The organism is Bacillus sp. DX4.1 (assembly GCF_030348195.1).
Lineage (GTDB): Bacteria > Bacillota > Bacilli > Bacillales > Bacillaceae_G > Bacillus_A.
In genome coordinates this window covers 1348261-1365901 of sequence record NZ_JAUCFT010000008.1, presented here as the reverse complement: position 1 = coordinate 1365901, position 17641 = coordinate 1348261, and the positions used below count along the sequence as shown (strand labels likewise).

Sequence of the window (17641 nt, the reverse complement as noted above, 5' to 3'; positions counted from 1 at the left end):
AAATATACTATCTATTCTCGTTATGACGCTGATGTATCACTTGTTTTGGAATCTGAAAGGGAAACATTCCCCTAAAGTAAATTCCATTGTATTTATTTTATTTTGCAGCAGTGCTACCATTCTTTGCATTTCATTCGCAGCAAAAACCGGGAACGGATTTCAATTCGATCTGCGTCATATCGTTTTAATCGTCGGTACATTAACGGGCGGCCCAGTAGCTGGCGGAGCCATTTTAGCCGTTTTAAATATATACCGTTTCTTATTAGGTGGCATCGGCGTGCTTCCGTCCGTTATCGCTTCAATTTTCTTATACGTTGTTTTGCTTTCTACATACGGACTCTTCAAAAAAGGGAACAACAATATGAAAGTGACACTTGCAATCTTATATAGCCTTGTATATGGAATTGGTTGGATTCCCTTTTTTCTTGCCGAAGTTCCTAATGATCGCTACTATATGCCCCATATTATTGTATACGAATTATGTACAATTGTTGGTACCATTCTTATTCTTTATTTAATGAACCTACTACAGTTACAAATCCGTCTACAAGAAGAACTTATAAACGCTGAAAAATTTCACCTCATTGGTGAAATGGCTGCATCCATTTCTCATGAAGTTCGCAATCCTTTAACTTCAACAAAAGGATTTTTACAACTTCTCCAATCAGAACATTGCTCTGAAGAAGATCGAAAATTATATACAGAAATTGCTATACATGGCGTTGATCAGGCCAACCATGTACTCACAGATTATTTAACATTCGCCAAACCAAGTATTGAAAAAGAACAAGTACTACAAATAGAAGAAGAATTACTTCATGTACTGACACTCATTACTCCATTAGCCAGCCTAGCAAATGTTCGTATATCCTATACAAAACAAAGCAAAAGATTTTTTATCTCGGGTGAAAAACAAAAGTTTAACCAATGCTTGTTAAATATTTTGAAAAACTGTATTGAAGCCATGCCAAACGGTGGGGATCTTATTCTTACACTCATACCAGATCATAAGCATATACAATTGTACATAAAGGATACCGGAATTGGCATGGATGCAGAACAAATTAGACGTCTCGGTTCCCCTTTCTATTCGACAAAAGATAAGGGAACCGGCCTTGGAATGATGGTCGTATTTAGTGTCATAACAGCAATGGATGGAAAAATTGACATCACAAGTGAAAAAGATAATGGTACAACTTTTCTATTAACTTTTCCATTCATACAAAAAACGTGATGAAATCATCACGTTTTTTCCGTTTCGTCAACAAGCTCTGCAAAAGTCTTTACTTTTCCGTGTGGTTTTTGGTTTTCTTTTCGTGCCTTCCATTGGCGCTCTTGCTCTCTCGTTTTCTTTCTCATTCTCTCAACTCCTTTTTATACTTTCCTTCTGTATTATTCCAAAATACGAAGTGAAAATATGCATACAGATGTTTTCGGCACAAATATAACTTCAAAATGAAAGGAGCAAGCTAAGATTTAGCTTGCTCCTTTCATTTATCCCGCATTTACGGGCAGTATGACCCCACCTCAAAGTTTAGCAAGAGGTAATTGGGAGATAACTGCCCGTAAATGCCTAATTAGTGAGAGCTAATCATAAGTGGGGGATGAATCCCTCACTCATGAAAGTTTCACTTTATCTTTGCAAAATCGCATATTTTGCTTCTTTCAACTGCGTAAGATGCCGCTGTTCATGCAAATCAAGGAATTGAACCCATTGATATAAATTGAGTTCGTGAAATACAGGATGTTTTAATGAATTTTCAAGCAACTCTTTCTCATCTCCAATGCTATGGAGCGTGTGTAACAATTCTTTACGCGAATGCTCTAACAATTGAATCCCTTGTTGTTTTTTCATTAACGTTTCTGTTGGTTGCATTTGTTGAGGAGCTTCTCGCTTGTATGTTCGATTAAGTAGAGGCTGAAGATCTTTGAATGGAACAACTTTCTTTTCTCTTTTTTGAAGTGTGTATACAAGGGCTGATGTCACAGATTGTTCAATAAGGTGCAGATGATGAAGAATTTGGATGATACTCCATTTATCACGGCGTGGTTTCACATTCACTTCGGTATCATTTAACATCTCAATTTCTGATAACAATGTGTTTCTTGTCGATTGTAATGATTGGAGCAATGTTTCCATGCCAACATTCATATTAGATTGAAGCATAATTATCCCCCCTTTTTTTGTTGAAAAGAGGCGCCTCTTATTTAGAAACACCTCTTTTGAAAAATCTGAATTTTCATTTATTATCTCATTTTTTTATACATGTGTCGATTGCAAAATTATAAAAAACAACCATTGATTTTTACAATTTTGTGTCATCCACTCCATTTAACCATGCTTGAATCTCAGTGATCACCCCTTGGACACAACCATCAGCAAACGGTGATGTTAAGTTTGCAGTTTCTACTAATTGTAAGAACGATTGACTTCCACCTTGCCTGCAAAGGTGCACATAGTCTTCCCATGCTTCTTGACGATTGTCTCTTGCACGTTTCCAAAATTGAAGTGCACAAATTTGAGCTAATGTGTAATCAATATAATAGAAAGGTGAATTATAAATATGACCTTGACGTTGCCAGAATCCACCACGCTCTAAATAATCATTGTCTTCGTAATCTCGATGTGGTAAATACTTTCTTTCAATATTGCGCCATGCAGCTTTACGCTCTTCCGGTGATACTTCTGGGTTTTCATATACATAATGTTGAAATTCATCAACAGATACACCGTACGGTAAAAAGAGAAGCGCTGAGCTTAAATGAGAGAAATAGTATTTATCTGCATCTTCCTCAAAGAACAATTTCATCCATGGCCATGTAAAAAACTCCATACTCATGGAATGAATTTCACATGCTTCATAAGTCGGCCAATTATACTCTGGAATTTCGTACTTACGACTTTCATATACTTGAAATGCATGACCTGCTTCATGCGTTAGCACATCAATATCACCTGATGTTCCGTTAAAGTTTGAAAAAATAAACGGAGCTTTATAGTTTTCAATATATGTACAATAACCGCCGCCAGCTTTCCCTTTTTTCGCGACAAGATCTACTAATTGATTATCTAACATAAAATTGAAGAACTCATCTGTTTCTTTTGATAACTCTTTGTACATCGTCTTTCCATGATTGATAATCCAATCAGCGTCACCCTTTGGAGTTGGATTACCTGTTGCATATTCAAAGTTCTCATCATAATAGGCAAGTTTTTCTACACTGATGCGCGCTTGCTGTCTGTTTCGTAGTTCGGTCGCAACCGGAACAATATAATCAAGTACTTGTTTACGATAATTTGCAACCATTTCGGCATTATAATCAGTACGGCACATTCTTGCATAGCCAAGTTCAACGAAGTTTTGGAAACCAAGTGTTTTTGCAATCTTTGTTCTTACTTTCACAAGTTCATCGTAAATACCGTCTAACTCCTTTTCATGCTCTGCTAAAAATCCATAATAGGCTTCACTTGCTTGTTTACGCATATTTCTGTCTGTATGCTGCATAAAAGGAACAAGCTGTGATAATGTTCTTTCTTCCCCTTCAAACGCAATCTTTGCAGCCGCTAACAGCTGTGTATATTGTGAAGATAACTTGTTTTCTAACTGTAAATCTTTCACAACTTCATCTGAATATGTTTTTAATTCACTCTCTGCCAAAGCAAATAGCTGTGTTCCATAATGTGCTTCTAATTCCTGACGAAATGGAGAGCCCATCAATGCATTATAATATTTTGTTACATATCCTTGTACAATTGGAGAATGTTCATCAAAGAAATCTTGTTCTTCCTTATAAAACACATCTGTTGTATCAACAGAATGGCGAATATAACAGATATTATACATCGTGCTAAAATCATTACGAATCTCATTAATCGATCCAATCACTTGCTTTTGTTCTTCTACTGTTTTTGCATTGTCAAATTGCTCGAAGGCTACAGTAAATTTTTCTTGTAACTCTTCCGTATTTGGACGTTTATATTCATAGTTTTCAAATGACATGACTATGACACCTCTCTCTATTAAATGTTCTCTTACTATAGTTCCATTTCTTTTTTCCAATCTCCTTTTATTCCTCACCGAAATTCGTTAGAAATGGTACATCCCTTTCAATGCGATACTCGCTTTTAAAATATAATAAAGTGAAACTTTAATCAATGGGAGTTTTCTTCATCCCCCGCCTAACTTCTTTGTTTTTTGCTGAATTTTGAGGTGGGGGTATTACTGCCCGCAAATAGCGGGATAAATAAAAAAGCCTTGATGATTTCACATTCAAAGCTTTAGAACAGGCGGTATTATTTTTCATATTTCCCAACTTTTTTAAGTAAAGATAGCAACTCATTCTTCTCTTCTATTGTTAACATTTCAAACGAATCATGTATAACTTTTTCATGATTCGGAAAAATAGAAGCAATTAATGCCTCTCCTCGCTCTGTTAATTGTGCATATATAACACGGCGATCATTTGGGGATGGATTTCGTTTGACGAGTCCTTTTTTCTCTAACTTATCAACAACATATGTAATACTACCACTTGCAATCAAAATACGCTCTCCAATTTGTTGGAGCGGCTGATTGCCTTTATGATATAGCACTTCTAACACGGCAAACTCTGTTGGGTTCAGTCCGTTATGTTGTATGGATTTATTTGTAATATCCATAACCGAACGGTGAGCACGTGATAATGCAATAAATACTTTTAAAGATTGAGAAATTTCTTCTCTCTCATAATTAGATGTCATTCTGTTTCAACCCTTCACTTAAATTCGCTGGAATTAGAGTCATTATACTGAACAAAAAAAAGGACTGTCAATAAAGTGATGTTACCATAGGTTAAGCGTTTTTCATCTCCTAGCGATCGCTCAATCCGATGAATCAACCTCTGTACTTTCGCGCTTCCTATCCCATCTTCTCAGCATATAGAATAGGACTAGCTACTGATTAAACACAGAATAAAAACATTACATTTTTAATACGGATTCATAAAACAACTTTATATTAAACTGTTATAGTAGAATGCCTCGTCACTTTATTTTTAATGGCGATTTTACTTTTGCTGATTCAATATGTTCTACTGCAGAGACAAGAAAAATCGAGTTAGTTGGTACTTTTGCCGCTAGTACAACTCACGAAATTCGCAACCCACTTACGGGTATTAAAGGATTCGTTGCATTCTTAAAAAAAAACATAAACAAGATCAATTCTAATTTTTAATTATTGAACAAGAAATAGAACGCATTAATGAAACTGTTAGTGAATTTCTTATCCTCGGCAACCTAACAGCGATTACTCAGAACAAATAGGATGTAAGAGATATTGTAAAAGAGGTTTCATTAATTATTCAATCGGAAGCAACTCTGCATAACATTACATTTTTTTCACATTTACCAAGCCATCCTGTTTATATCCGCTGTTCAAAAGATCATATGAAACAAGTGATTTTGAATATTACCAAAAACGCGATTGAAGCTATGTCAGCCGGTGATACATTAACAATTGAAGTAGCCGGTAATACATATACCGCTCAACTACATGTTATTGACACAGGAAAAGGCATTCCAAAACATATTCAAAAGCACCTCTTTCATCCGTTCTTTACCAATAAAGATACCGGAACAGGTCTTGGCCTTGTCATATGCAAAAGAATTATAGAAATGTATGATGGACACATTGTGATAGATAGCAAATAAAATAAAGGAACAACTGTCCATATAACGCGTACAGTGGATTCAGCATAATTATCCTTCTCTAAGAGAGATAATTATGTTTATTTCATCAAATCAGTCATAAACATTTTCCAAAATGCACTTGATTTCCCACCATATTCTATTTTGAAAAAAGGTGTTTTAATTAATGCTAACCATCTTGGTTTCTGTTTTTCTTTATAACTTTGATACTGTAAAATAAGCTTGTCCAATTCTTGACTCACTTGAATTGTTTCTATGCTATCTAATCCATTTGTTAAACCTAAATGAATCATTTCTTCACGTTTCATATGAATATCACGCGAAAGCCTTTCCATCGTATACTTCCGTTTTGCTGTAAACATCCATATCCCCCTCATTATTCTCCCATACTCTCTACTTCATTTTTAATCCATACATTTAATTTCTTAATACAAATAACCCTTAAATTAGAATACTCAGAATTTCTAACATTTTCCCCCTGTAATTTACAAATCTTTATCCTCACTTTGAGAATTATTACAAATTATTCTATCTTTGTAAATACATTCGCAATAATAGACATTTTTTTCATGTTATTTTTTTACAAACTATAGATAAACGGCACTTTTTATTTTTTTCTCTACAGCACTTCGACATTTTTTTCGTTTATTTTTTTACAAAAACGCAAATCATAACTGTAGATTTGTATTTATCCCACACTAATAAGTCAGTCCTATCCACTCGAAGGAAAAAAGTTAGATAAAGTGAAACTTTGATCAGTGGGGTTTTCTTCATCCCCCACCTAACTTCTTTGCTTCCTGTCCGAACTTTGAAGTAAGGGTATTACTGCCCGCAAATAGCGGGATAAACGCAAGAATCTAGTTGGTTAAATAAACTACAAATGGTATTAATACCCGTTTAAAGAGGGTCCCTTTACCAAATCTCTTTAATTAGAAAGGAAATTCTTATATGCGTAAATATATCGTTACTTTGTTTCTTTTTATTTTATTACCTATTGTAATTTTCCCTCTTCGAACACATGCTCATACAAATAAAATTGCCATCGTCATTGACGACTTTGGTAACAATATGAAAGGGACCGACAAAATGTTATCACTTCCTATTCCCCTTACCGTAGCAGTAATGCCCTTTCTTCCATCAACAAAGCAAGATGCAATAGCTGCACATCAAAAAGGACATGAAGTCATTATCCATATGCCAATGGAACCTATTAAGGGAAAAAAAGAATGGCTCGGTCCTAAAGCAATTACAACTGATTTAAGCGATGATGAAATTAGAAATCGGATTGAACAAGCGATTCAAGAGGTACCACATGCAATAGGGATGAATAATCATATGGGCTCAAAAGTAACAGCTGATGAAAGAATCGTGCGAATTATACTTTCTGTATGTAAAAAACATGGTCTATTCTATTTAGATAGTAAAACAAATCCCAAAAGCGTCGTTCCAAAAATCGGAAAAGAATTGGGAATTCCTATTGTAGAAAACCAATTATTCTTTGATGATGTGTATACGTCATCTCATATTACAAAACAAGCACAGCTACTGTTACAAAAAATTAAAAAAACCCCTGTCGTAGTAGCAATCGGACATGTTGGACCTCCTGGAGAAATTACTTCCCGTGTAATCGAATCCCACGTTCCCAAAATACGTGAACATGCAGATTTCATTTTCTTATCAGATCTTGCACTATCTCCGCCATCTGTTTCCACACAAAAATAGAGAGAGGCGCATGGGCCCCTCTCTATTTTTTACCGTTCCAACAACAAATCCCCTCCCTATTTTCTAAAGCGTACAAAAAATAGAGAGGGGTAACTTCATATACGGTCAACATGACTAACCCGAAATCCTTTTTTCTCTATTTTTGCAATCAATATTCCTAATGCCTTTTCACTTAATTCATCTGTAATGTTAACAATCACACGCCGAATATATTGATCACCATTATCTAATGTAAATAATCCACCTATGTGATACGACTTTAATAACGTTCCTAACTCTTTAATTGTTCCCTTGCAATCTTGAGTCGCAATTGTTAATATATATCCTCCTGTTTGCATCCCAAATGAATCTTCAATAACATCGAATACATTAGAGTGTGTTAAAATACCAACAAATTCATTATATCCATTCAATACAGCTAAAAATGGAAGACGCCTAATTGCATAAAAAGCTCGAAAAAAAGAATCTTTTTCAAAAATAAATGCAGATTTATCTTCCATAATACCTTTCGCATATATATCTTCTAAACCTTCATTACATTTACATTCTAAAATATCTACTTTATAAATGATTCCTTTAAATTGTTTCTCATCTTCTGCTAATACAGGAATTGCTCTATATCCATTCTCATTCATCATGTTTAACGCTTGTTCTCCCGAATCATCTTCCTTACAAAAGATCACCTGTTGCTTCGGCAGAAAATGATATTTAACTCGCAAAATACGTTCCTCCTCACATGGCGACATGTAATCTATATATAATAAGGAGACCCATATTTTATGAGTGAAATCATTTTTAAAACGCTTTCATTTTTGTTGATTCACATTTCATACATATTTCTCTTTAAGCCTTTTTCCTACAGAGATTCTTTTTTACATAACAGAGCTTTTCGTCCCTTTAATCATCAATAATTTCACATGATAATTCATTAAATACTCTAATCCTTCTAACCATTTTTTCGTCTCTTCCGGCGTTATTCCCCATACAATCAGTCCATAATTATGAACGAGTGCTGCACCGCCGCCTTCAGCAAAATTTGGAACCTGATTCTCTAATAAATCAGCAAACTTCTTTTCATTTTCTACAATTGGGATCGTAATCCCTGTAATGCCTTCTTTTCCAAAAACACGCTCTACGTTACGTTTTTCAAATGTAACTTCTCCTTCTTTTCCATATAGCTCCGACATTAAATGACTATCAACTGTTTGAACTTGTAAAATACATTCTGCATCACTTTTTTTATAAATATCAGCATGCATAAACGATTCTATAGCTGGTTTTTCATCATTTGCAAATACAGGCTCACATGTACTGTTCACTACAATAAAATCTTCTTCCGCAAATACTCCTTTGTCTCTTCCTTCTATATTGACTAAAAACGTTAACGGCTCTTTCGATGTACGCATAGATAAACTGATTTTCGTACCATAAAACCAATCACGAAGAGCTAACTCCATTTTAATATCTCTTAGTTCTTTCCACTTTTTTAAAAAAAATAACATATCGTCACCCCCATGATAATATCTCTATCGTTATTGAGCCTTTTCTATGTAAAAGGAACATTTTTTGATTATTCTAAAAATTTAATTGAATTATCACATGAGAATCCCTTTTTGTCAATATGCTTTCTCCAACTCTATAAAAATTAAGCAGATCCCCCATAACAAAAAAGCTCTTTTTTATAGAGCCTTTTTGTTCATCATTTGGAGCATCGCACTCTTTTCTTCTTCATTAATAATACGGAGCTTTTGTAATATATTCGCGTACAATATCAGTTTATTATACATTCGTTGTGTCACCTCTTCCCCCTTCTTTCCTTCAGCCAACTTTTTTTCTGTTGGTAAATTATATGAAAGAATTCTTAAAATGTGTCCTTTTTTTGCATCAACGCAAAACTTTTTTGATATCACTAGAAACCACCTTAATAAACAGAACATTTACAAACAATTTAAAAAACTTAAAAATCCCACAAAAAAATGAGACGTTTGTAAAAACGTCTCATTTTGTCTTCCCTTTTTTCGAATTACGATTCGCATATTTCGCTGGATTTTCGTTTTCATACTCTACCGCAAATTCCGCGTCTGGCAGACTTTCTTTTGGAGTTTTATTATGATTGGCTGCTGCATGTTGTTTTACTTTTCGTTTCACCATCAACTATACCTTCTCTCACTAAAATGAAATATCACTTGCTATATTAGTTTAAGAAAAATTTCATAAATTATAGATGGGAAGTGTTGACAAGTACAGAACAGTCCAAGTATGGAAATACTATATAGGAAAGAGGCTAACTTTCCTATTATAACAAAGAAGGAACGATTACTTTGAAGAAACAACAAAAGATTGATTCACCAGTTTTAAATGAAACCATTCCGCATCAAATGAATTTTCCATCCTTTAAAGGAACAGGAAAACAGATGCAACAACCTTTTATAAATCAATATGATGTCGTGATCGGGGATAGTCAATACAATTCCAAGAATAGTCCACTCAACAATTGGAGTGATGACATTGATCCTGCCATCATGGCTGGGGATGAATGGATTCATCCTACAAATGATATCGGTTGGATCGCAGAGGAAAATAGGCAGTTGTTGGAAAATAAAAAAGATACAACAGAAGATACATTTATGCATCCACAATTTGGCATTAACGATTAAAAAAACCCATTCTACCTCTTCGGGTAGAATGGGTTTTATCCAATAATAATCCGCTCTTTCGGATACTTATAGCGTGGTGGTTGTTCTCTTCCACCACTAGCTAAAATGAATGTTAAAATGCCAACACGTCCAATAAACATGAGAACAATTAAGACAAGCTTTCCAATTTTCGTTAAATCAGAAGTGATACCTGTTGATAATCCAGTCGTTCCAAAAGCCGAACACACTTCAACGACTAAGCTCATAAATGGGGCATTTTCTGTTATACATAAAATAAATAAAGCGGAAGCACATAATAAAATACCCATTGTCATAACAACAGATGCTTTTAAAATGTCTTCTTCATGCAATTGACGTTTAAATACACGAACCGTTCGTCCCCCTTTTGCAAATGAATATAAGGAAAGAATATTAACTGCAAAAGTTGTTGTACGTATTCCTCCACCAACCGAACTTGGAGATGCACCAATAAACATTAAAATGCTCATAAATAAAAGCGTCGGTTGTGAAAGTTCCCGTATATCCATTGTCGCTAATCCACCACTTCGCGTTGTAACAGATTGAAACAATGTATAAAATACCGTTTCATGCCATGACTTACCAGCTAAAAATTGATTTCGCTCTAATAAAAAGATAACAATTGTTCCAACAACAACAAGGGAAAAGAATGTTGCTGTCGTCAATTTTGTAAAGAGTGAAAAACGGAACAATTGATACTTTTTCTTACTCAAATACTGTTTTACTTCCATCAGTACGGGAAATCCAATTGCCCCTAAAATAATAAGGAGCATATGAATGATTTGAACAATATAATCTTTTTGATACGGAATGAGCGACTGACCTGTTAGATCAAAACCGCCGTTTGTTGTAGCACTAACAGCTGCAAAAAAACCATGAAAATACGCTTCTTGCCAAGTCGGAAAATACAGTAAAAATCTTGTTCCTAGCAGCAATGCTCCGACCACTTCTATCGAAATGATTAAAATTAAAATAGAACGCATCAAATCAACAAGCCCCGACAAATTTCCTTGATTATGATCCGCCATAATCAATCGTCTTCGCTGCAGACCGATTTTCTTTCCCGTTAACATCCAAACAAATGTGCCAAGCGCCATAATTCCTAATCCACCTAATTGTAAAACAAGTGCTAGGACGATAATGCCCGCTGTACTGAACGTATCAGGAATTGAGACAACCGAAAGCCCCGTGACACTCACAGCACTTACGGATATAAACAAAGCATCAATAAAGGACCACTTTACACCTGGCTGAATGACAAATGGTAAACTTAATAAAATGACTGAAACAATTACTGCGATTAAATAAAATACAACGATAAGCTGTACCGGACGTAGTTTTTGTAAAAATTTCTTTATATTTTTCATTCCACCACTTCGCTAACTTTTTTCTATCGATAAAACAAAGAAAAATCTGTATCTCCTTTATTTGCAAACAACTTCTGAAATATTTTCGCGAATACCATTCCATAGACGGTTCCGTTTCCTCCATACGTTAATACGTAATACAGATTAGGGATTTTTTCATCTTCCTTCAAACTGGGAAGCCCATCACGGCTTCCTCCAAAAATAGCCGCCCAATAATATTCAGCCTTTACATCAGTGAAATTCGGAAACATTTCTTTAATGATTTCAACAAGTAAATCACGCTTATGCATTAACTTCGTATCGCCAAATCTTTGCAATAGCATCGCTTCATCCAATCCACCTACAATAATTCGATTCTTATAAGTGCGATAATATAAATAGGGACGGGCAGTTTCCCAAATTAACGATTGATTGTACCAACCATTAAAATGCTCTTGTTCATTTGTAACAATGGCATACGAAGTTTCCATTGTTGCGTTTACTTCCTTTTTTCCAAATAGTGTTTCATATCCTGTAGCCATAATAACCGACTTCGCTACAATTTTCTGTCCTGCCTTTGTATAGCAAACAAGGTCTTTTTGAACAGACTGAATATGTACAACCTCTGTATCTTCAAAAATAACTGCTCCCTGCTGCTTCGCTTTATGTATAAGACCGTGAGTTAATATGTACGGATTTACTTCCGCATCTCCTTTTGTATATAAAGCTCCTGGTTTTGTAAATGAATAGCGTTTTTTAATATCAGATTCCGTAAAATATTCAACCGGAAAACCGTAGCGTTGTAACGTACGATATTCCTCTTGAAGGAACGAAACATCTGCATTCTGACTTGCATAATATAAGCTTCCTCTTGAAATAAAACAAGGATCCATATCTAACATTGGAATTACTTGCTCCAATGTTTGTAATGCGTCATAACAAAGCTGATAAGCACGCACACCTTTTTCTTCACCAAACGTATGGATCAAAGATGTTAGCGATTTATCATGAACAAATTGTAGTAATCCTGTACTTGCAAGTATGCTTCCATTTGCAACTTTCTGTTTATCAACTAATGTAACATCCATTCCTAGCACGGTTAGCAAATACGCAATATGAGCACCTGCTCCACCACTTCCAACAATAAGCACATCACATATCATATCATTTTCCAGCGCTGGATAACAAGGCATATAAGCTCCTTCATTCCAAAACAAGTTCCCTAATGTTAACTTCATAACAATGCTCCTAAAGTTTAATTTTTCACCTCTCTATTTTTTGTTATTTCACATAAAAAAACCCAGCTAGTTTGCACTAGCTGGGTTTTTCACTTATTTAGAGCGTTCCTCAAGCCAATTCCCAACTGTTGGATACGTTTGTTTTACCGCTGTACCACCGTATACAACTGACATATGTCCTGTTGGCAAGCACACATATTGCTTATCAACACTTGAAATATGATCGAGCAATGCCTCTACTTGACATGGCAGTGCAATGTGATCACGTTTCGCAGAAATATTTAAGACATTCGCCTTAATATTTTCTAAGTTTACCTTTTGACCACGAATAACAAGCTCACCTTTAACCAACTTGTTATTCTGATAAAAGTCGCGGATCCATTGACGATAGGATTCACCAGGGAACGGAATACCATCTCCTACCCATTTTTGAATCAGCTTCCAACTTTCAACAAATCGTTCGTTTTCTGAGCGATCAAGTAAGGCCACATACGGACCGACAAAGTTTGAAATTGGTTTTAACATCTTATTCCCAAAATCAATCATTTCTGGCGGGATATTTCCAAAAGTATCTACCGCTTTATCTAAATTAAAATACTTTTCATCTAATAACGGACCATATAACCCTGTTTCAGAGAAATCAAACGGACTTGTCATAAAAATTAAATTACGAATTGGCATGTGTGGATGAAGGGCAGCGTAAATGGACGTTAATGTGCCCCCCATGCAATAACCAAGTAAAGAAATCTCGTCCGCTTTCGCAGTTCTCATTACTTTTTTTACCGCTTTTGCAATATAATCGAACACAAAATCATCAAATTTAAGATGACTATCTTCTAAATCAAATGTACCCCAATCAAGCATATACACATCAAAACCACGATCTACTAAATATTCCACTAAACTATTTCCTGGTGTTAAATCCATAATATATGGTTTATTAATCAACGCGTAAATTAATAAAATTGGAACAGAATGTGTTTTTTCCTGTTTTGGAATGTAACGATACAGCTTCGTTTTGTTTTTTGTCCAAATTACCTCTTTTGGTGTTAATCCAACTTGTGGTTCCGGTTCACGTAATAAAACTTCACTTGCTCTTTTAAAACGACGATATGCTTTTCGGTATTCATCTGGATATAGTTCCAATTGTTTTTCCCATTCTGTGACGAATGTAGTCATCTTCCTATCTCCTTTATAATGGATTTCCTTCCTCAAAAAAGAAGTGCATTCCTGCTATGGATATGCACTTTCTTCTTACCTCATTACATGTATAATCCGCCGTTAATGTTTAATTGTTGTCCAGTGATATACGCTCCATCACGGCACAAGTATATAACACCTTTTGCAATTTCATCTGCTTGTCCAAAACGTTTTTTCGGAATTTTCGAAATGATTTTTTGACGAACATCTTCTGGTACTTCTGCTACCATCTCTGTATCAATAAATCCTGGGCAAATAGCATTCACTGTTACATTTGTTTTAGCAAGTTCCAATGCTAACGATTTTGTAAAACCTAACATACCAGCTTTTGCTGCTGAATAGTTTGTTTGTCCAAATCCACCAGCTTGACCAATAATAGAAGAAATACTGATAATTCTTCCAGCTTCTGATTCAGATATGTAAGGAAGTGCTGAACTCGTTGTATTAAACACACTGCTTAAGTTTACATCGATTACACGTTCCCAGTCTTCACGATTTAACTTTTTAAATGTACGATCTCTTGTAATACCAGCATTATTAACGAGGATATCTACTTTACCGAAATGATTCACAGCTTCGTCAACAAGGCGCTTTGCATCCTCTAACTTAGATACATCAGCTTGATATGCATATACATCATGACCTTCTGCACCTAATTCATTCACTAGCTTTTCTGCAGCATCTTTACTGCTGTTATAGTTAATAACAACTTTTGCTCCTTCTTTTGCTAACGCTACCGTAATTGCTTTACCAATTCCTTTTGCTCCACCTGTTACAATCGCTACTTTACCATTTAATTGAACCATTTCTGTTCCCCCTTAATTGAATTTTTCAGCTATATGCCGAATCATAATGATATGCCGTTACATCGTACATACAAAATGTGCCTGCATGTTGCTATCGTTTGTAAAAGTGGGTCTCCCATCCTCTTTTCAAACGAATTAACATACTTCACTGTTATTTTTTATTTTCTACTTTCACTGGCGCTTTCACTGGTTCCTGTAATTTTGCTAACACTTCATTCTGCTTCTCAAGCAGTTCCAAAATCTTATCCATTTTATTTTCTAGTGTACGAATATCTTGTTTCACTTTTGTTACATCACGTTTTAGCGTAGGTGATTGGTCAAGGGAATCTGTTTTTTCTTCAAAAAATTCTTCAATGTTATCAACTTTATTTTCCAAATTAATAACGAGTGAAGCAACCCTTGCAATATCTTCTTTTGTTGGTATGTTTACTTTTTCTAAATAATTCTTCGTTACATCATTCAACATCTTCTGATAAAACAAGTTTAAATCCAGAACGCTCCCCATCCATGCAGAATACTCTTCTTTTTGGATTGTTTCATTGAGCGCTTTTCCCCAAAACGTTTCAGTTTGTTCATAAACTTCTTTCCAAGCCTGTAATGGATCGAATTTTTGATCAATCACTTCTCCTACACTCCTTCATTCGTTTTTGGAATAATTCAACCTATTCTCTATTTTCTAATATTCTGAATAAAACTTCAAGTGCGTATTTTATTTTTTTATATATTCTAACAAATGTATTGACAAGAAAAACAGATAGGTGTAAATTGCACTTATAAGTAAAAAATTCCATCTAACTGATTCATGAGGTGATGCACAATCATGCTACATAATGAACCAGAACAACAAGAAAGTTTGGAAACAAACCAAACGAAACAACCAAACTCCATGCCAAAAAACTTCTTAGTTCCTTTCCTACTTCTCTGTCTAAAAGACTGGAGTCTTCACGGTTACAAGCTTATTCAAATGTTAATGGATATTGGCTTTTCTTCTGTTGACCAAGGTAATGTCTATCGGACTTTACGTAAATTGGAGAAAGAAAATCTTATTTCTTCCACTTGGGATACAAGTGAAGGAGGCCCAGCAAAACGAATTTATTCTTTAACAGAATATGGAGAGCAATATTTAACAACATGCGCGACTTCTTTTGAGCACTACCAAAATATGCTGCGGACATTTTTCACGTTATACACCAATGCATTCTTTCCATTTTCTACTTCTCCAGAAAAGGATGAAAAAAAATCTTCATCTTCACCTGGTGGTACAGCAGAATGATCTGCGTTCACAATATGCAAAAAAATATTTGGGGGTCAAACAATGGAAACTAAGCCATACGAACTAGTCGATGCATTTTGGAAAAATTGGTCACAATCTCTTTCCCTATTTTCTTCAGCAGGGAAACAATTAGAACAACTAACTTTGGAAACGTTAAAACAACAACAGGAAGCTTTGCATAAATTAACAGCAGGGGTAGATGAAATTGAAAAAGAACTGCACCAATTCACCTCTCAGTTTAACAACCAATATACAGAATACGTGAAACAAGTCACAGGTAACTCTGTAAATGAACAAATTAACGATTGGCAAGCAAAATGGAATGAGCTTTCCAACCATATTCATCAGCTTACTTTATCTCCATCGAAAACATCATTGTCTATTCTTACTCAAACAAGTGGACAATTTGAAGAAACGACGAAACAATTCATCGAACAACAGCAACAACAACGTGAAGAGGCTCAAAAACAACTGGAAAGTTTTTTGGACGAATTCAAATCTACACAGTTGGACCTCGTAAAAAAGTTCGAGGAAAACTCAAAAAATCTATTTACTTCCATCAAGTAAGGAAAATGTGGCAACTTACTGCAAAACAGACTCGTCTCTTTCTTCCTCCCATTACATCAGGATGGCTAACATTTTTCAATATGGAAAAGAAGGAGGAAAACATGAATCCATTTCAAGAAGCACAATCTGTTCAGGAGCTTCATTACGATGAGATTCAAGTTGGCGATCAAGCTTCGTTAACCAAAACGATTACCGATGAGGATATCATCACGTTTGCAAAACTTACCGGAGATGTAAATCCGATTCATATTCTTGACTCTTTTGCAAAAACAACGATATTTAAAGAACGGATTGCTCACGGCATGCTCGTTTCCAGCTTTATTTCTACTGTTTTGGGAACAAAATTACCGGGAAAAAATACAATTTATTTATCACAAAACGTATCCTTTCGTGCACCTGTGAAAATTGGCGACACGTTGCGTGTTGTTGCAAAGGTCATCAAAAAACGCGATGATAAGAAAATCATTACATTACAAACAAATGTTTACAACCAATTGGAAGAGGTAGTTGTAGAAGGTACAGCAACCATACTGAAAAAAGAGTAGCTAACACGCTACTCTTTTTTTATTATCCAAGAAATTCTAATCTCGCCGATTACTTCCGTGTATGAGCAGAAACATAAAACATACACTAACTACACCAGCTTATAAAATGGACTTTTCAGTGGATTATTTCTCCATTCCCCACCAAAACCAGATAAACTGGAATACAAAAAAGGAAGTGTTATCAATGGCTAAAACAAATAAATTACTTGTTCCAGGTGCTGAACAAGCTCTAGAACAATTCAAATATGAAATCGCACAGGAATTTGGTGTGAATTTAGGATCGAATACAGCGTCTCGCTCTAACGGATCTGTCGGTGGCGAAGTAACAAAACGTCTTGTTTCCCTAGCGCAGCAACAATTACGTGGATAATCCTATACACTATTGCTTCGAGGCAGATAAACTCTGCCTCTTTTCTTTGTCAACATACAACACACACTTTTTTCACATACTATAAAATGAAACTTTAATCAGTAGGGTTTTCTTCATTCCCCACTGATTATTAACCCTCACCTAACTTCTTTACTTTTTGCTGAATTTTAAGGTGGGGTATTACCACCCGCAAATAGCGGAATAAACAGCAAA

Annotated in this window: 21 protein-coding genes and 1 pseudogene; 8 read left to right on the top strand and 14 right to left on the bottom strand. The window is 35.2% G+C overall.

Going from position 1 to position 17641, the window contains the following annotated elements:
- Positions 1 to 22: 22 nt before the first annotated feature.
- A complete protein-coding gene (locus QUF99_RS09915; RefSeq protein WP_289374610.1) occupies positions 23 to 1234 on the top strand; it encodes an ATP-binding protein in 1212 nt (403 codons plus the stop codon).
- An 8-nt stretch (positions 1235 to 1242) separates the two neighbouring features.
- On the opposite strand, the gene QUF99_RS09910 is transcribed toward QUF99_RS09915, so the two are convergent.
- The 4 genes from QUF99_RS09910 to QUF99_RS09895 form a co-directional block, all read right to left on the bottom strand.
- Complete coding sequence (locus tag QUF99_RS09910) at positions 1243 to 1359, bottom strand: DUF6254 family protein (RefSeq protein WP_286124087.1); 117 nt, start codon at positions 1357 to 1359, stop codon at positions 1243 to 1245.
- 274 nt (positions 1360 to 1633) lie between these two features.
- Positions 1634 to 2167 (bottom strand): DinB family protein, encoded by a 534-nt coding sequence (locus QUF99_RS09905; protein WP_289369803.1) that lies wholly within the window; start codon positions 2165 to 2167, stop codon positions 1634 to 1636.
- Positions 2168 to 2306: 139 nt separating this feature from the next.
- A complete protein-coding gene (locus QUF99_RS09900; RefSeq protein ID WP_289369802.1) occupies positions 2307 to 4001 on the bottom strand; it encodes a M3 family oligoendopeptidase in 1695 nt (564 codons plus the stop codon).
- Positions 4002 to 4294: 293 nt separating this feature from the next.
- The gene (locus QUF99_RS09895) at positions 4295 to 4741 is read right to left on the bottom strand and encodes a MarR family winged helix-turn-helix transcriptional regulator (protein WP_289369801.1); all 447 of its coding nucleotides are present in this window, start codon (positions 4739 to 4741) and stop codon (positions 4295 to 4297) included.
- A gap of 263 nt (positions 4742 to 5004) precedes the next feature.
- On the opposite strand from QUF99_RS09895, the pseudogene QUF99_RS09890 reads away from it, so the two are divergent.
- Positions 5005 to 5689: pseudogene (locus QUF99_RS09890) on the top strand (ATP-binding protein); the annotation flags it as partial.
- A gap of 77 nt (positions 5690 to 5766) precedes the next feature.
- Here the strand turns inward: QUF99_RS09890 and QUF99_RS09885 are convergent.
- Complete coding sequence (locus QUF99_RS09885) at positions 5767 to 6048, bottom strand: aspartyl-phosphate phosphatase Spo0E family protein (protein ID WP_289369800.1); 282 nt, start codon at positions 6046 to 6048, stop codon at positions 5767 to 5769.
- Positions 6049 to 6634: 586 nt separating this feature from the next.
- Here QUF99_RS09885 and QUF99_RS09880 point away from each other — a divergent pair.
- A complete protein-coding gene (locus QUF99_RS09880; protein ID WP_289369798.1) occupies positions 6635 to 7408 on the top strand; it encodes a divergent polysaccharide deacetylase family protein in 774 nt (257 codons plus the stop codon).
- A gap of 95 nt (positions 7409 to 7503) precedes the next feature.
- Here the strand turns inward: QUF99_RS09880 and cbpA are convergent, their stop codons facing one another.
- The 4 genes from cbpA to QUF99_RS09860 form a co-directional block, all read right to left on the bottom strand.
- The gene (cbpA, locus tag QUF99_RS09875) at positions 7504 to 8127 is read right to left on the bottom strand and encodes a cyclic di-AMP binding protein CbpA (protein WP_289369797.1); all 624 of its coding nucleotides are present in this window, start codon (positions 8125 to 8127) and stop codon (positions 7504 to 7506) included.
- 153 nt (positions 8128 to 8280) lie between these two features.
- Positions 8281 to 8910 carry a class II aldolase/adducin family protein gene (locus QUF99_RS09870; protein ID WP_289369795.1) on the bottom strand — a complete coding sequence of 210 codons (630 nt, stop codon included), beginning with the start codon at positions 8908 to 8910 and terminating at the stop codon, positions 8281 to 8283.
- A gap of 177 nt (positions 8911 to 9087) precedes the next feature.
- A complete protein-coding gene (locus QUF99_RS09865; RefSeq protein WP_289369794.1) occupies positions 9088 to 9318 on the bottom strand; it encodes a 6-pyruvoyl tetrahydropterin synthase in 231 nt (76 codons plus the stop codon).
- 88 nt (positions 9319 to 9406) lie between these two features.
- Entirely contained in the window at positions 9407 to 9559 is a 153-nt protein-coding gene (locus QUF99_RS09860) for a hypothetical protein (RefSeq protein ID WP_289369793.1), read from the bottom strand.
- Between the two features lie 170 nt (positions 9560 to 9729).
- Between QUF99_RS09860 and QUF99_RS09855 the strand changes: the two genes are divergently transcribed.
- Entirely contained in the window at positions 9730 to 10065 is a 336-nt protein-coding gene (locus QUF99_RS09855; RefSeq protein WP_289369791.1) for a DUF3905 domain-containing protein, read from the top strand.
- Positions 10066 to 10100: 35 nt separating this feature from the next.
- On the opposite strand, the gene QUF99_RS09850 is transcribed toward QUF99_RS09855, so the two are convergent.
- From QUF99_RS09850 to phaR, 5 genes are all read right to left on the bottom strand, one after another.
- Positions 10101 to 11450 (bottom strand): TrkH family potassium uptake protein, encoded by a 1350-nt coding sequence (locus tag QUF99_RS09850; RefSeq protein ID WP_289369790.1) that lies wholly within the window; start codon positions 11448 to 11450, stop codon positions 10101 to 10103.
- A gap of 23 nt (positions 11451 to 11473) precedes the next feature.
- Entirely contained in the window at positions 11474 to 12667 is a 1194-nt protein-coding gene (locus QUF99_RS09845; protein ID WP_289369789.1) for an NAD(P)/FAD-dependent oxidoreductase, read from the bottom strand.
- A 93-nt stretch (positions 12668 to 12760) separates the two neighbouring features.
- A complete protein-coding gene (phaC, locus tag QUF99_RS09840) occupies positions 12761 to 13846 on the bottom strand; it encodes a class III poly(R)-hydroxyalkanoic acid synthase subunit PhaC (RefSeq protein ID WP_286124070.1) in 1086 nt (361 codons plus the stop codon).
- Between the two features lie 83 nt (positions 13847 to 13929).
- The gene (locus QUF99_RS09835) at positions 13930 to 14673 is read right to left on the bottom strand and encodes an acetoacetyl-CoA reductase (protein ID WP_289369788.1); all 744 of its coding nucleotides are present in this window, start codon (positions 14671 to 14673) and stop codon (positions 13930 to 13932) included.
- A gap of 151 nt (positions 14674 to 14824) precedes the next feature.
- Complete coding sequence (gene phaR, locus QUF99_RS09830) at positions 14825 to 15295, bottom strand: polyhydroxyalkanoic acid synthase subunit PhaR (RefSeq protein ID WP_289369786.1); 471 nt, start codon at positions 15293 to 15295, stop codon at positions 14825 to 14827.
- Positions 15296 to 15493: 198 nt separating this feature from the next.
- Between phaR and phaQ the strand changes: the two genes are divergently transcribed.
- From phaQ to QUF99_RS09810, 4 genes are all read left to right on the top strand, one after another.
- Positions 15494 to 15946 carry a poly-beta-hydroxybutyrate-responsive repressor gene (gene phaQ, locus QUF99_RS09825; protein ID WP_289369785.1) on the top strand — a complete coding sequence of 151 codons (453 nt, stop codon included), beginning with the start codon at positions 15494 to 15496 and terminating at the stop codon, positions 15944 to 15946.
- Positions 15947 to 15988: 42 nt separating this feature from the next.
- Entirely contained in the window at positions 15989 to 16513 is a 525-nt protein-coding gene (gene phaP, locus QUF99_RS09820; RefSeq protein WP_289369784.1) for a polyhydroxyalkanoic acid inclusion protein PhaP, read from the top strand.
- A gap of 101 nt (positions 16514 to 16614) precedes the next feature.
- Positions 16615 to 17058, top strand: a complete 444-nt coding sequence (locus QUF99_RS09815) for a MaoC family dehydratase (protein ID WP_289369783.1) — start codon at positions 16615 to 16617, stop codon at positions 17056 to 17058.
- Between the two features lie 184 nt (positions 17059 to 17242).
- On the top strand, positions 17243 to 17428 hold the full coding sequence (locus QUF99_RS09810; protein ID WP_020061915.1) for an alpha/beta-type small acid-soluble spore protein: 186 nt from the start codon (positions 17243 to 17245) through the stop codon (positions 17426 to 17428).
- The last annotated feature ends 213 nt before the right edge of the window (positions 17429 to 17641 follow it).

Bases quoted from the DNA above. Each gene is read 5' to 3' on its own strand.
- QUF99_RS09905 (WP_289369803.1), bottom strand. From the start codon at position 2,167: ATGCTTCAATCTAATATGAATGTTGGCATGGAAACATTGCTCCAATCA.
- QUF99_RS09810 (WP_020061915.1), top strand. From the start codon at position 17,243: ATGGCTAAAACAAATAAATTACTTGTTCCAGGTGCTGAACAAGCTCTA.
- phaQ (WP_289369785.1), top strand. From the start codon at position 15,494: ATGCTACATAATGAACCAGAACAACAAGAAAGTTTGGAAACAAACCAA.
- QUF99_RS09895 (WP_289369801.1), bottom strand. From the start codon at position 4,741: ATGACATCTAATTATGAGAGAGAAGAAATTTCTCAATCTTTAAAAGTA.
- QUF99_RS09880 (WP_289369798.1), top strand. From the start codon at position 6,635: ATGCGTAAATATATCGTTACTTTGTTTCTTTTTATTTTATTACCTATT.
- QUF99_RS09870 (WP_289369795.1), bottom strand. From the start codon at position 8,910: ATGTTATTTTTTTTAAAAAAGTGGAAAGAACTAAGAGATATTAAAATG.
- QUF99_RS09885 (WP_289369800.1), bottom strand. From the start codon at position 6,048: ATGTTTACAGCAAAACGGAAGTATACGATGGAAAGGCTTTCGCGTGAT.
- phaP (WP_289369784.1), top strand. From the start codon at position 15,989: ATGGAAACTAAGCCATACGAACTAGTCGATGCATTTTGGAAAAATTGG.
- QUF99_RS09860 (WP_289369793.1), bottom strand. From the start codon at position 9,559: ATGGTGAAACGAAAAGTAAAACAACATGCAGCAGCCAATCATAATAAA.
- QUF99_RS09850 (WP_289369790.1), bottom strand. From the start codon at position 11,450: ATGAAAAATATAAAGAAATTTTTACAAAAACTACGTCCGGTACAGCTT.
- QUF99_RS09835 (WP_289369788.1), bottom strand. From the start codon at position 14,673: ATGGTTCAATTAAATGGTAAAGTAGCGATTGTAACAGGTGGAGCAAAA.
- QUF99_RS09915 (WP_289374610.1), top strand. From the start codon at position 23: ATGACGCTGATGTATCACTTGTTTTGGAATCTGAAAGGGAAACATTCC.
- QUF99_RS09900 (WP_289369802.1), bottom strand. From the start codon at position 4,001: ATGTCATTTGAAAACTATGAATATAAACGTCCAAATACGGAAGAGTTA.
- QUF99_RS09815 (WP_289369783.1), top strand. From the start codon at position 16,615: ATGAATCCATTTCAAGAAGCACAATCTGTTCAGGAGCTTCATTACGAT.
- QUF99_RS09845 (WP_289369789.1), bottom strand. From the start codon at position 12,667: ATGAAGTTAACATTAGGGAACTTGTTTTGGAATGAAGGAGCTTATATG.
- phaC (WP_286124070.1), bottom strand. From the start codon at position 13,846: ATGACTACATTCGTCACAGAATGGGAAAAACAATTGGAACTATATCCA.
- QUF99_RS09910 (WP_286124087.1), bottom strand. From the start codon at position 1,359: ATGAGAAAGAAAACGAGAGAGCAAGAGCGCCAATGGAAGGCACGAAAA.